We start from the raw sequence: 12,657 nt of genomic DNA, 5'->3' as shown, positions 1-12,657 counted from the left end.
GAGGGCTCCCTCCGGGGCGGCAGCGTGCGAGACGAACAGCTCGAACGTGCCGCCCCGAAAGGAGAGGGGATGGGGAGATGAGTCGCCGTCACAATGCCCGCTGGAGCAGCGCCCTCGGCGGTAGGCTCGGGCGACTCGTTGGTGTCAGCCCTCCTTGGATGCCTTCTTCTCGGAGGCCCAGTCGGTGACGAAGAAGTCCTTCACCTTCGCCCAGTCCTCACTGCCAGAGGCGTACTGCGCCAGGTGCTGACCGAGCTGGTCCTTGAAGTCCTGGCTCGGGAAGGTCGGGAAGACCCACTTGACGGGCGTGAGGTCCTTGGTGGTGATGGCCGCGGCGACCTCCTTGCCCAGCGGGTCGGAGGGGGCCAGCTCGGCGTAGGCCTTGTAGGGCGCGATGATGCTGAGCTTCTCGGCGGCGAGCTTGGAGCCCTCGGCGTCAGTGAACAGCCAGGTGAGGAAGTCCTTGGTGGCCTTCTGAGCCTCCTCGGATGCCTGGGAGTTGATCGTCAGGTAGTTCTCGGTACCGATGGCGATGTTGGCCTTGTCCTCGCCGGAGACGCCGACGTAGATCGGCAGGAAGTGGACGTCCTCGGCCTTGACCGTGTTGCCGGAGACCTCGGAGATCTGCGACCAGCCCCAGTTGCCGTTCTGGACCATGGCGGCCTTGCCCAGGGCGAAGTCGGCCATGGAGTCAGTGACCGTCTTGGCGCTGGCCTCGGTGGGCTTGATCGTGGAGTTGTTGAGGTAGAGGTCGAAGATCTTCTTGTAGTTGTCCGAGTAGGTCAGCTTGATCTCGTCGAGGTCATCGACCTTGGCGTCGCGGTACTCGTAGTAGACGGGGTAGTTGGCCAGGTGAGTCTGCCAGCGCCAGTCCTCACCGGGGGCCAGCGAGGTCGCGGCGAAGACACCCTCGATACCGAGCTCGGCCTTCTTGGCCTGCATGTCCTCGACGACCTCCTTGAGCTTGTCGAAGCCCTTGATCTGGTCGACGGCGGTGGCCTTGGCGCCCTCCATGGCGAAGTACTTCTTGAGAATGGCGGCGTTGTAGATGATGCCGTAACCCTCGATGGCCAGCGGCACGCCCACGACCTTGCCCTCGTCACCCTTGAGGGCCAGGGACTCATCCGTCATCTGCTTGGTGAAGTCGGCGTCGGACAGGTCGGAGGCGTAGTCCTTCCAGTTGCCGTAGCCCACGGGGCCGTTGAGGTTGAACAGCGTGGGCGGGTTGGACTTGGCGACCTCAGACTTCAGGGTCTGCTCGTAGGTGCCGGAGGCAGCGGTGACGACCTTGACGGCCACGCCGGTCTTCTTGGTGTAGGCCTCCGCGATCGTCTTGAACGCCTGCTCCGCCTCGGGCTTGAAGTTGAGGAAGTAGACACCTCCGTCACCACCGGATCCGGACGAGCCCTTCGAGCAGGCCGCCAGGGTCGCGGCGACGGCGATCGCGGCAGTTCCACCGAGCATGGAGCGGCGGGAGATGAGTCGCATTGGGGTCCTCCTTTGGACGCATGGGACAGGCGCGGACAGAGGCGTCCGCAAGGTGCGACTGCCGTGTCACCGACGGCGGACCCGTCGGCTCTACGGCGACGACACATCATGACACATTTTCGCCCACATTGCTGCAAGATTTGCAGTCCGTGACCTGCCCCTCAGCACGACACCCTTCGGTCGGCACGTCGTTTACCCCGGTAGGTAGCGGATTCCTGCCTCACTTCCGGCAAGCACCACCATCACCGTCCCTTTTTGCAAGAATGCAACGATCGGTTAGTTCGCCGTTGCCCCCTCCGTCGACCCCGGTGCGAACACGACGTGGCCCCGGCACCAACATGGGTGCCGGGGCCACGCGCAGCGATCAGTCGCCGTTCACCCCCGTGCGGGGTGAGGGCTCACTTGCGGGCGGAGCCGACGGAGCCGAGGCGCTCGCAGGCCTCGACGACGCGAGCGGCCATGCCCTCCTCAGCGGCCTTGCCCCAGGCGCGCGGGTCGTACTGCTTCTTGTTGCCGACCTCGCCGTCGACCTTGAGGACGCCCTCGTAGTTGGTGTACATCCAGCCGGCGACCGGGCGGGTGAAGGCGTACTGGGTGTCGGTGTCGACGTTCATCTTGATGACGCCGTTGCGCACCGCGGTGGCGATCTCCTCGTCGGTGGAGCCGGAGCCGCCGTGCATGACCAGGTCGAAGGGCGAGCTCTTGTCGCCGACCTTGGAGGACAGGCGGTCGCCGAGGCGCTTGGCCACGTCCTCCTGGATCTCACCGAGGATCTCCGGGCGGAGCTTGACGTGGCCGGGCTTGTAGGAGCCGTGCACGTTACCGAAGGTCAGGGCGGTGATGTAGCGGCCGTTCTCTCCCAGACCGAGGGCCTCGACGGCCTTCCAGGCGTCGTCGGCGGTGGTGTAGAGGTTGGCGTTCTCCTCACCCTTGATGCCGTCTTCCTCGCCACCCACGGCACCGATCTCGATCTCGAGGACGACGTTGGCGGCCTTGGAGCGCTTGAGCATGTCGACGGCGATCTCGATGTTGTCGTCGAGGGCCTCGGCGGAGCCGTCCCACATGTGGGAGTTGAACATCGGCAGCTCACCGTTCTTGACCTGCTCGGCCTCGATCTCCAGGAGCGGGTGGATCCAGTCGGCCAGGAGCTTCTTGGGGCAGTGGTCGGTGTGCAGACCAATGGTGACGGGGTAGAGGTCACCCACGGCGCGGGCGTAGGCGGCGAAGGCGATCGAGCCCTTGACGCGGTCGAGGCGCGAGGAACCGGACCAGTAGGCGGCACCACCGTTGGAGATCTGGACGATGCCGTCGGACTCGGCGTCGGCGAAGCCCTTGAGGGCGGCGGACAGAGTCTGGGACGAGGTGACGTTGATCGCGGGGATGGCGTACTTGCCGGCCTTCGCGCGGTCAAGCATGTCGGCGTAGGACTCCGGGGTTGCAATGGCCACTGGGTGCCTCCTGATTATCTGTATGAGTCAGTGGTGCGGGGCCGATTGTTCCACGAATTCGAACCCACGTGAACCGGATCATGGTCCCAGGTCGGGCTCCATGGCCTGTTCAGGGCTGGTTTGATCCTGCCGCCCGCGGGGCGGGCCGACGCAGCGGGTCGGTGGCTCCCGGAATCAGTCGGGCGCCGGCCCCGCGTACTGGAGGATCCAGGTGTGCATGGCCACGGCCGCTGCGGCCGCCACGTTGATGGAGCGGGTGGATCCGTACTGGCCGATGCGCAGCAGACGGGAGCAGCCGGCGCTCAGCTCGGCGCTGATGCCCTCGCCCTCGGAGCCGAAGACCATGAGGCAGCGCTCGGGCAGATCGGCGGTCTCCAGGGGCTGGGCCCCCGGGCCGTTGTCGATGCCGATGACCTCGTATCCCTCGGCCCGCGCCCAGGCGAGCAGCTCGCCGGGCTCGGGGTGGTGGCGCACGTCCAGGTAGCGGTTGGTGACCATGGCGCCGCGCTTGTTCCAGCGACGTCGGCCGATGATGTGGACGCCGGCCACGTTGAAGGCGTTGGCGCTGCGCACGATGGAGCCGATGTTGAGGTCCTGGCTGACGTTCTCGATAGCGATGTGCAGCCGGTGGGCGCGGGCGGCCAGGTCGGCGCGGATCGCCGCGATGGTCCAGTAGCGGTAGCGGTCGACGACGTTGCGCCGGTCGCCGTCCGCCAGCAGCTCGCGGTCGTAGCGGGGGTCGGTGGGCCAGGCCTCGGGGCCCGCGGGCCAGGGACCGACGCCGACCTGACGGACGTCGGCCGGCCGGTCCTCCTCCGGGCCCGGCACAGAGTCTGCTGAGGACGCCGCAGACAGGTGCTCCCCCTCAGGCAGGTCGGCGGGCATCTCAGCATCGCGAGCAGCAGACGAGACATGAACCGCACCTTGACAAGACGACAGACGATCCTTCATGAGCTGAGACCAGCTCTCTTCATTTTGAGAAGCAGTCCATCAGCCAGCTGATCATATTCTCGAGCCACAGACGGACGCACATGCCTACCAGCCTCCTGCAAGACGAGGAGATCTGCATGCACCACGTTTCGGGTAATCCATCCGGCGACCTCGAAGTATGCGAGCAGTTCCGTCGTCCCAAGACATCGATTAACAGCAGGCTCGGCAATGGCCTGACTCCGCGCGCCAGCATCATCAGTGAGAAAAATGGACCCCATGACCTCTGCACGACGGCGTATCAGCACAATCATCTCCGCTTCACCAAGATGCTTGATTCTCCTATCTCCTGGAGCCCGCATCTGCTCTTGAAGCAGTTGGATGTCGACATAATCGCCATGATCCGGCTGGATCGGTTGTCCGCACATGTTCCGCACTTGCACATCGAATTTACTCGACAGGTCAAGGGCTCGATGACTGCGTCGCCACTCATACTCGATGGAGGCACACCAGCGCCCCCGTTTCTGGACGAAACGATCCAGGAATTCAACATGGTCAAGAATCGCCATGTTGATGAGAACCGTATTATCGGGGAAGAAGTAAGGTCGCCCAGACATTTTCAGATCAGCCCATCAAGAAGGTCGAGAGCAAGCTCTCCCGAACTCTCCTCGGAGTCCTCCTCGCCGGGAACACCTAAGGCCCACGCCAGGGAGGCGTGTGGCGCACGGCCGGATTCCACAGCCTTCCGCAAGTCGGTCAGCAGATGCTGCGGGAAGCGCCTTCGGGCGCTCCGAGCCATCCTCTCAGTGACATCATCAGAACTGGCCACTGAAGACAAGAGGGAATCCCTGATAAGCCGCGATGTTGGCATCTCCAGAATCGACCTCACTGCATCCGAAACAGGTGGCCGGAGGTAGTCGAGTCGCGCACGCAGCGCCTGAGTTGATACCCCCATCTTCCAGACATGCTCTGCAATGAGATGAGGATTCGGGTCGGTCCAACTCATAGATCGAACCATGACCTCAGGCATCAGCAACTCAGCGGCGAAGGCATTGGCAGCATTTTCATCACGCCTGCTCCCATCCCTCAGCGCTGGAGGCGAGAAAATATGACCAAGTTCGTGCGCGATGGTGAAGTTGCTGCGAAACCACCTGTCTGTAGCACCGACGACAATGACATGTCGATCTCCGAGATGAAGTGAGTAACCAGCTTTCCCCAGCGGCAGAACGATGACATCGACCCCAAGGTGTTCTTCAACCCTGTTCGCAAACTCCTGCGAAAATCCTTCTCCCAAAAGTTCCCGCACTTGAGCGGGTGTCGCCGGTTTATCAGGAGCACTCACGCTAACTGAGCCTGTCGATAGAGGAGTACGATACTCTCAAGAGTCTCACGATCACCCGACACGTCACACGAGTAGGACCTCGACGAGCGATCATAGTCATGCCGCGCAAGGATTCGAACCTCATAGGGATCTGGCTCACCCGTCACCAACCAACGCATTGAGACATCGAGCCGGTTCGCCACCTCGGCTAACTCCACCGCTGAGAATGCTCGATTCCCGTTGATCGACTTGGACAGCGCGGACTCGCCCAGGTCAAGCGACCGAGCCAGCTCGACCTGGCTGAGCCCACGCCGCCCGAGCGCTTCCTTCACTCGCGTTCCGATTGCGTCCATACCTCAAGAGTAGCCGAACTTTCGAAAATCGAAAGACTGGATGCAGGAGAGTCCGCTCACCAGTCAGGCTTCACCAGAACCCACGACAGACGTCGTCAGGTGCTCACGTGCTCACTCCAGGCCGAGGTCGGCCAGACCGAGCGCCGCGTAGTAGGGCAGGCCGGCGGCCTCGATGCGCTCGCGCGCACCGGTGGCCCGGTCCACGATGACGGCGACGGCCCGCACGTCGGCACCCGCCTCACGCAAGGCCTCGACGGCCTCCAGGGGCGAGCCGCCGGTGGTGGAGGTGTCCTCCAGGACCACGACGGAGCGCCCGGCGACGTCGGGCCCCTCGATGCGCCGGCGCATGCCGTGGTCCTTGGCGGCCTTGCGCACGACGAAGGCGTCCAGGTCCAGGCCGCGCGAGGCCGCGGCGTGCAGCATCGCGGCGGCCACGGGGTCGGCCCCCATGGTCAGACCGCCGACGGCGTCGACCTCGTCGGTGCCCAGGCCCGTCTCCTCGAGCATGTCGAGCATGACGTGGCCGATGAGGGGGGCGGCCTCATGATGGAGGGTGGCGCGGCGCATGTCCACGTAGAAGTCGGACTCGAGACCGGAGGCGAGGGTGACCTTGCCTCGGACGACGGACAGCTCGTTGACGAGCTCGGCCAGGCGGGTGATCTGGGAGTCGTTGGTGCTCACGGCTCCGATGGTAGTGGGATTCAGGGGCTGCGCGCCGGGTAGACACCCGCTGAGGCAAGAGCCCGCCCTCGTCCACGTAGTGCGGAGGGGCGGGCTCTTAGCGGCTCGGGGCGAAAGAGAGGAGTCAGGACAGTGCGGCCACGGCGGCGTCGTAGTCGGGTTCCTGACCGACCTCGGGGACCTGCTCGGTGTAGATGACCTTGCCGGACTCGTCGAGGACCACAACGGCGCGCGACAGCAGGCCGGCCAGCGGGCCGTCGGCCAGGGTGACGCCGTAGTCGGCACCGAAGGTGGAGCGGAAGGTCGAGCCGGTGACCACGTTGGTGAGGCCCTCGGCGCCGCAGAAGCGGGCGCCGGCGAAGGGCAGGTCGGCGGAGACGCAGACCACGGTCGTGTTGTCCAGCTCGGAGGCCAGCTTGTTGAACTGGCGCACGGAGGCGGCGCACACCCCGGTGTCCACCGAGGGGAAGATGTTGAGGACCACGCGGCGGCCGGCCAGGGACTGGCTGGTGACCGGGGCGAGATCGGCGCCCACGAGGTCGAAGGCGGGCGCGGCCGAGCCCACAGCGGGCAGCTCGCCGACAGTGCTGACAGGGTCTCCGTGGAAGGTAATGGAAGCCATGGGTTGATCGTTGCAGATCGCGGCTCCCCTGGCCAGCGGGGGCACTCAGCCCTGGGCGGAGCGCTCCGGCCCGACCACCCGGCGCACGAACCAGCGGGGAGCCAGCCGCAGGACGGCGTTGGCACTGCGGTAGCGCAGGCTCGGGGTGCAGATGACCTGGCCGCGGCGCACCGCCGTCAGGCCGTCAATGGCCACTCGCTCGGCGTCCAGCCACAGCGGCTCCTTCCACTGGGTCTCATCGATGCCGGCCGCGGCGTGGAAGCCGGTGTGGACCAGCCCCGGGCACAGTGCGGTGGCAGTCACTCCGGTGCCGGCGAGCTCGGCGGCCAGTCCCTCGGTGAACCGCAGTACCCAGGCCTTGTGCGCGGCATAGGTGCCCATGGCGGTGTGCGCGGTCATGGAGGAGACGTTGAGAATGGCGCCGCGGCCGCGCTCCACCATGGCTCCGGCCGCTGCATGCGAGGCCACCATGACCGCCCGGACCATGACGTCGAGGGCATCCTCCTCGCGGGCCAGGTCTCCCCCGATGAATCGCTGCCCCAGACCGAAGCCGGCATTGTTGACCAGGAGCCCCACGGGTGTGCTCTTCTCACGCAGACGCTCGGCGACGAGCTCGAGCTCGTCGCGCTCGGACAGGTCGGCCTGCAGGGTCTCCACCTGGACGCCTGCGAACTGCCGCATCTCCTCGGCCACCTCCCGAAGCCGCTCGGGGGTGCGCGCCACGAGGACGAGGTCATGACGGGCCTGGGCGAGCTGCCAGGCGATCTCCAGGCCGAGACCGCTCGTGGCCCCGGTGACAAGTGCTGTTCCCATGGCGTCAGACTAGGAGCGATTGGTGAGTGCTTGATGGGAGTCGGGTACCGGCTAGTCTGCTGCCATGCGCCTGGCCACCTGGAACGTCAACTCCATCCGCACCCGCGTCGACCGCGTCCTGGCCTTCCTGGAGCGCGAGGACATCGACGCCCTGGCGATGCAGGAGATCAAGTGCCGCCCTGACCAGTTCCCGGTCGAGCCCTTCGAGGCCGCCGGCTACGAGCTCGCCATCCACGGCCTCAACCAGTGGAACGGGGTGGCGATCGCCTCGCGCGTGGGGCTCGGCGACGTCGCCACCTCCTTCCCGGAGCAGCCCGCCTGGGCGTCCAAGCCTGAGGCCAAGCCGGTCGTGGAGGCCCGGGCGCTGGGGGCGACGGTGGGTACGGCGTCGGACGCGAAGCCGGTGCGCCTGTGGAGCCTGTACGTGCCCAACGGCCGCGAGCTCACTCACTCGCACTACACGTACAAGCTCGACTGGTTGCGGGTGCTGCGCGACGACGTCGCCGCCTGGCTTGAGGAAGAGCCCGACCTGCCGCTGGCGCTGGTGGGCGACTGGAACGTGGCACCGAGAGATGAGGATGTGTGGGACATGAGCGTCTTCGAGGGCGCCACCCACGTCTCCTCGCCGGAGCGCGAGGCCTTCGCCGCCTTCGCCGAGGCGGGCATGCGCGAGGTCACGCGCGAGCGGGTCACCAACTACACGTACTGGGACTACCAGAAGCTCCGCTTCCCGAGGAACGAGGGCATGCGCATCGACTTCGTCTACGCCTCACCGGCTCTGGCGGGTCGTGTCACCGGCGCCGCCATCGACCGCGACGAGCGCAAGGGCAAGGGCGCCTCCGACCACGTCCCCGTCATCGTCGAGGTCGACTGAGGCCGAGGAGCACGAGCGGAAGAAGGGACAGAGAGCCGGTGCGTGGCCAGCACACTGCCGCAGGACGACCGATACTCAGGCTGATAGGACTCAATCAATAAATTAGCCAGAATAGTTCGCGAATAATTGTGTGGAAATGAAGTCTTGCACCCCTTAGAACATAGATATACCGGGCACATTATGACCGCATGAAGTATTCGACACAGTCCGTCAGTCGCCACACAGCCCCCACCTTCTCCTCCTTCGCGGCACTCACCCTGGCGGCCCGCTGGGGCGGCGCACTGTCTCCGCCCCGTCAACACCGTCGACGCGCTTCACCGACAACAGACCACCCTCGGGACCAACGTCGACTACCGAGGCACCAGCAAACACTCAAGGACGCGACCTGACACTTCCGCGACCTGGAGAACGCCTCTCTCCCCATCAAGCATGTCTAGCAGCAGACCTGAGCGGAAAGGAGACTGAGCGCCTTGCGCGAGGAGTCGTCTCGAGGCGTGTACACCTCGAGACGGTGATCAGGGCTGTCCGGTTGAAGCCAGATCTGGTAATCAACATTCACGCGGCCGACATCCGGGTGGCTCAGATCCATCGGGCCGGTGGTGCAGTCGGCGACTCCGCCGGTGGACCACAGCCCGGCGAAGACCTGGCTGTGCATGACGAGCTCTCTGATGAGCCCGGCCAACTGCGCGTCCATAGGATGCGCGCCGGCGGTCAGACGCAGGTAGCCCACGTGGATACGCGCCAGGTAGTCCCAGTTGCGGTACAGGCTGCGGTGTACGGGGTCCAGGAAGAACATCCGCGGAATGGATGGCCTGGTGTCAGGATCGCGCGGCGAGTCCTCATCCAGGTGCGGAGCCAGCAGAGCACGTCCGGTCCGATTCCAGGCCAGCACATCTCCTCGCCGCCCCAGCAGGATCGCCGGGACACTCTCACCCAACGCATGCAGCAACGCGAGCACATGGGAGCCGGGCTCCTCCTCATCCGGCATCTCCAGCCGAGACAGGGCGGGACCGCGGGCGAGGTTGTGCAGGTGCGCCGTCTCGGTATCGTCGAGATGAAGGACCCGAGCCAGGGCATCAAGTACCTGGGCGGAGACGCGACCCGCCTGCCCTTGCTCGAGCCGGGTGTAGTAGCCCGCACTCAGCCCGGCCAGCTGGGCCAGCTCCTCACGCCGCAGCCCCGGGACGCGTCGAGGAGTTCCGTACGAGCTCAGACCGAGGGCCTGAGGGGTCACCCTGTCTCGGCGAGTCCTCAGGAACGCTCCCAGCGTCTCGCCGGAGACCGCCGCCGCGGCCACCACTGTCTCCACGCCGCCTCCTCATCATCACCACTTGCAGGTACTCCTTGGCCGATGTCCTTCTCAGCGTAGGCACCCATCATCTATTGCGCCTATCCCTGCCGGGTGTACCCGCTCCAGGGAACTGGCTGCCTGGAGCGGGAACTCTGAGCATGATGAACATGGATACACAGGCTCACTCTCCCGCAGCATCCAGATCCTTCGACGATGTTGAGCATGTCCCACGACGCGCCTGGCTCGGTCTTCTCGTGGTGCTCGGCCCGGTGCTGCTGGTCTCCATGGACGGCTCGGTGCTGTTCCTGGCGATGCCCACCATCACCCGGTCCCTGGGGCCCAGCGCCGATCAGGCGCTGTGGATCCTCGACATCTACGGTTTCGCCGTCAGCTCGCTGCTCATCACCTTCGGCAACCTCGGTGACCGCTATGGGCGCCTGAGGTTCCTGATCGGCGGGGTCCTCGTGTTCGGTGCCGGCTCTGCTCTGGCCGCCCTGTCCGAGTCCCCTGGCTGGCTGATCGCCTCGCGCGCGCTCATGGGATTGGGCGGGTCGACTCTTCTGCCGTCCGGGCTCGCCGTCCTCAGCGAGCTGTTCGAGAACCCTCGCCTACGTTCCCTGGCGATCGGGATCTTCGCGGCCACCTTCGCCGCAGGCTTCGCCATCGGTCCCGTCGTCGGAGGCCTCCTGCTGAGCCGCTTCTTCTGGGGCTCGGTGTTTCTCATCAATCTGCCGGTCGTTGCGGCCTTCCTGCTCGCCGCCCCCTTCGTGCTGCGCGAGGTGAGGGCCACCCGTCCCGGCGAGGTGGACATCCCCAGCATCGCCCTGTCGGCCTCTGGCATGTTCCTGACCGTCTACGCCGTCAAGCGGGCGGCGGCCTACGGCCCGTCTCCTCTCGTCGTTGTATCAGCAGCTGCGGGTGCCGGCTTTCTGACCTGGTTCCTCATGAGACAGCGCCGGCTGGAGCATCCTCTGGTCGACGTCGGGCTGTTCAGGAGCAAGATCTTCACCATCGCGATTCTGACCGGTGTGATCTCCCTGGTCGTGTGGTCCGCGGCGGCCTACCTCAGCGGCGTCTACCTGCAGTCCGTCCTGGGGCTGTCGGTCCTCACCGCGGCGCTGCTCGCCCTTCCTGGTGCGGTCATGCTGACGACCACCTGCATCCTGACTCCCGCACTGGCGGACCGGATCGGGCAGCGCCGGGCGCTGCTCACATGCCACCTCGCCATGGCCTGCGGACTGGCCCTGCTCCTGCTCACCGGCGCCACCGGAGGTGTCGGCTGGTTCATCGCCTCCACCGTCGTCGCCGGGCTCGGCTACGGGATCTCCTTCTCCTTGGTGGCCGACACCGCCGTCGGGGCTGTTCCCGTAGAGCGGGCCGGGGCCGCCGGCGCGATCGCCGAGACCTCCAACGAGGTCGGGAACGCCTTGGGTATCGCTCTTCTCGGTTCGACGGCGACTCTCGTGTTCCGTCTTCGCGGTCCCGATGTGGCCCCCACGCTCGGGGAGACGCTCGTCGCCGGAGCAGCCGGCCCCGTCATCGATCAGGCGAGGGCGGCCTTCGTTGACGGTTTCCACCTGGCCATGGCCCTGGCCGCGCTCCTGTGCGCCGGCCTGGGTACGCTCGCCCTCAGATGGCTGTCCCGATCCGGACAGTAGGGCTGCAGGACAGTGGGCCGGGCCCCTGCTGCGACGTCCCCGTTGCGGTGAGAGCGAGCGGTCGCGCCTCTGACAAGGTGCAGGCAGGACGAGGACGGACGACGAAGTCGTTGCGGCCAGGATTCCTCGGCCCCGAGCGTCTACAGAGCCAGGATCTGGTCGCCGAGCTCGGACCACGTCCGCCGGTGAACCGCCCCGAAGGGCCGGGCCCCCAGGAAGACGGCCTGGCGCTCGGCGACCGGATCCACCCAGATGAAGGATCCCGACTGGCCGAAGTGCCCGAAGGTCTGCTCGCTGTTGCCGGCCCCGGTCCAGTGCGGGGACTTGGCTCCACGCACCTCCACCCCCAGGCCGAAGGGGTTGGGGGTCTGACGCCCGTAGCCGGGTAGAACGCCGTCGAGACCGGGCAGGACCGGTGTGCGGGCGCGCTGCGCGAGCGCGGGCGAGACGAGTCTCGGTGCGGCCAGCTCCCGGGCGAACAGGGACAGGTCGCGGGCGCTGCCCTCCCCGGAGTGGGCGGGCGAGCCGGGGATGAGAACGCTGGCCATCCCCAGAGGCTCGAGCACGGTGGTCTCCACCCAGGTCTCCAGGGGCGTGCCGGTGGCCTCCTCGAGGCGCTCCCCCAGGATCTCGATACCGCGGTTGGAGTAGATGCGGCGCGTCCCCGGGGCTGCCAGGCGCTCATCGGAGTCGGCCGCGATCCCCGAGGAGTGGGACAGCAGGTTCTCGATGGTCGCACCCTCAGGCGCGGGCGCGCCGGCGGGGGTCTCCAGGTCCAGCAGTCCCCGGTCGACGGCGACCAGGGCCGCCCAGGCGACGAGCGGCTTGGTGACCGAGGCGAAGGGGAAGATCTCGTCGACGTCCCCGGCCTCGAGGAGCACGCCGTCACCCGCGGCCGGCTCACCGGTCACGACGAGGGCGGTCGGGAAGGGGAAGGCGGCCAGCGCCGGCAGGGCAGAGGCCGGCGCCTGAGGGGTGTCCGGGGTGGTCATCGCTCCTCCTCACCTGGATCGGCTCTCGACGTGGCGGGCCGAGCGCCCTCGTGACCGTACCCTACGCCTCGAGGGTCGGCTCCCCACCACCGTCCATGAGCCGTATGGCACGGCAGCGAGCACAGGACACCGGGAGCTGGTCCGGGCCGTCCCGGAGGAGCCCCGGCGCGCCGTGAGTCTGCGAAACCT

13 protein-coding genes are annotated in these 12,657 nt (G+C 66.5%); 2 read left to right on the top strand and 11 right to left on the bottom strand.

What is annotated here, in order from left to right:
* Window positions 1-144: 144 nt before the first annotated feature.
* The 9 genes from FBF36_RS01890 to FBF36_RS01850 form a co-directional block, all read right to left on the bottom strand.
* Window positions 145-1,488, bottom strand: a complete 1,344-nt coding sequence (locus tag FBF36_RS01890) for an ABC transporter substrate-binding protein (RefSeq protein ID WP_009395935.1) — start codon at window positions 1,486-1,488, stop codon at window positions 145-147.
* A 398-nt stretch (window positions 1,489-1,886) separates the two neighbouring features.
* The gene (gene fbaA / locus FBF36_RS01885; RefSeq protein WP_075375836.1) at window positions 1,887-2,936 is read right to left on the bottom strand and encodes a class II fructose-bisphosphate aldolase; all 1,050 of its coding nucleotides are present in this window, start codon (window positions 2,934-2,936) and stop codon (window positions 1,887-1,889) included.
* Between the two features lie 174 nt (window positions 2,937-3,110).
* Complete coding sequence (locus tag FBF36_RS01880) at window positions 3,111-3,821, bottom strand: TrmH family RNA methyltransferase (protein WP_009395932.1); 711 nt, start codon at window positions 3,819-3,821, stop codon at window positions 3,111-3,113.
* A 62-nt stretch (window positions 3,822-3,883) separates the two neighbouring features.
* On the bottom strand, window positions 3,884-4,432 hold the full coding sequence (locus FBF36_RS01875; RefSeq protein ID WP_138137090.1) for a hypothetical protein: 549 nt from the start codon (window positions 4,430-4,432) through the stop codon (window positions 3,884-3,886).
* Window positions 4,433-4,482: 50 nt separating this feature from the next.
* Window positions 4,483-5,205 carry an ImmA/IrrE family metallo-endopeptidase gene (locus tag FBF36_RS01870; RefSeq protein WP_009395931.1) on the bottom strand — a complete coding sequence of 241 codons (723 nt, stop codon included), beginning with the start codon at window positions 5,203-5,205 and terminating at the stop codon, window positions 4,483-4,485.
* Window positions 5,202-5,537, bottom strand: coding sequence for a helix-turn-helix domain-containing protein (locus tag FBF36_RS13770; RefSeq protein ID WP_009395930.1), 336 nt, complete (start codon window positions 5,535-5,537; stop codon window positions 5,202-5,204). The genes FBF36_RS01870 and FBF36_RS13770 overlap by 4 nt, the downstream gene beginning before the upstream one ends.
* A 111-nt stretch (window positions 5,538-5,648) precedes the next feature.
* Window positions 5,649-6,218, bottom strand: a complete 570-nt coding sequence (pyrE, locus tag FBF36_RS01860) for an orotate phosphoribosyltransferase (RefSeq protein ID WP_138137087.1) — start codon at window positions 6,216-6,218, stop codon at window positions 5,649-5,651.
* A gap of 124 nt (window positions 6,219-6,342) precedes the next feature.
* Window positions 6,343-6,840: a thiol peroxidase gene (gene tpx, locus FBF36_RS01855; RefSeq protein WP_009396757.1), complete on the bottom strand. Its 498-nt coding sequence runs from the start codon at window positions 6,838-6,840 to the stop codon at window positions 6,343-6,345.
* 45 nt (window positions 6,841-6,885) lie between these two features.
* On the bottom strand, window positions 6,886-7,653 hold the full coding sequence (locus FBF36_RS01850) for an SDR family NAD(P)-dependent oxidoreductase (protein ID WP_009396759.1): 768 nt from the start codon (window positions 7,651-7,653) through the stop codon (window positions 6,886-6,888).
* Between the two features lie 64 nt (window positions 7,654-7,717).
* On the opposite strand from FBF36_RS01850, the gene FBF36_RS01845 reads away from it, so the two are divergent.
* A complete protein-coding gene (locus tag FBF36_RS01845) occupies window positions 7,718-8,527 on the top strand; it encodes an exodeoxyribonuclease III (RefSeq protein ID WP_009396761.1) in 810 nt (269 codons plus the stop codon).
* 433 nt (window positions 8,528-8,960) lie between these two features.
* Here the strand turns inward: FBF36_RS01845 and FBF36_RS01840 are convergent, their stop codons facing one another.
* Window positions 8,961-9,836 carry a helix-turn-helix transcriptional regulator gene (locus FBF36_RS01840; protein ID WP_009396765.1) on the bottom strand — a complete coding sequence of 292 codons (876 nt, stop codon included), beginning with the start codon at window positions 9,834-9,836 and terminating at the stop codon, window positions 8,961-8,963.
* Window positions 9,837-9,985: 149 nt separating this feature from the next.
* Between FBF36_RS01840 and FBF36_RS01835 the strand changes: the two genes are divergently transcribed.
* Window positions 9,986-11,476 (top strand): MFS transporter, encoded by a 1,491-nt coding sequence (locus tag FBF36_RS01835; protein ID WP_034492495.1) that lies wholly within the window; start codon window positions 9,986-9,988, stop codon window positions 11,474-11,476.
* Window positions 11,477-11,616: 140 nt separating this feature from the next.
* On the opposite strand, the gene FBF36_RS01830 is transcribed toward FBF36_RS01835, so the two are convergent.
* A complete protein-coding gene (locus FBF36_RS01830; protein ID WP_009396771.1) occupies window positions 11,617-12,468 on the bottom strand; it encodes a serine hydrolase domain-containing protein in 852 nt (283 codons plus the stop codon).
* Window positions 12,469-12,657: the final 189 nt, after the last annotated feature.

The sequence above is a fragment of the Actinomyces sp. oral taxon 171 str. F0337 genome (genome assembly GCF_005696555.1).
GTDB classification, from domain to species: Bacteria; Actinomycetota; Actinomycetes; order Actinomycetales; family Actinomycetaceae; genus Actinomyces; species Actinomyces oris_E.
Note: the sequence above shows the minus strand (reverse complement) of the source record. Positions and strands in the feature narration are given on the sequence as shown.

Bases quoted from the DNA above. Each gene is read 5' to 3' on its own strand.
- FBF36_RS13770 (WP_009395930.1), bottom strand. From the start codon at position 5,537: ATGGACGCAATCGGAACGCGAGTGAAGGAAGCGCTCGGGCGGCGTGGG.
- tpx (WP_009396757.1), bottom strand. From the start codon at position 6,840: ATGGCTTCCATTACCTTCCACGGAGACCCTGTCAGCACTGTCGGCGAG.
- FBF36_RS01875 (WP_138137090.1), bottom strand. From the start codon at position 4,432: ATGGCGATTCTTGACCATGTTGAATTCCTGGATCGTTTCGTCCAGAAA.
- FBF36_RS01845 (WP_009396761.1), top strand. From the start codon at position 7,718: ATGCGCCTGGCCACCTGGAACGTCAACTCCATCCGCACCCGCGTCGAC.
- FBF36_RS01880 (WP_009395932.1), bottom strand. From the start codon at position 3,821: ATGCCCGCCGACCTGCCTGAGGGGGAGCACCTGTCTGCGGCGTCCTCA.
- FBF36_RS01830 (WP_009396771.1), bottom strand. From the start codon at position 12,468: ATGACCACCCCGGACACCCCTCAGGCGCCGGCCTCTGCCCTGCCGGCG.
- FBF36_RS01850 (WP_009396759.1), bottom strand. From the start codon at position 7,653: ATGGGAACAGCACTTGTCACCGGGGCCACGAGCGGTCTCGGCCTGGAG.
- FBF36_RS01835 (WP_034492495.1), top strand. From the start codon at position 9,986: ATGGATACACAGGCTCACTCTCCCGCAGCATCCAGATCCTTCGACGAT.
- FBF36_RS01890 (WP_009395935.1), bottom strand. From the start codon at position 1,488: ATGCGACTCATCTCCCGCCGCTCCATGCTCGGTGGAACTGCCGCGATC.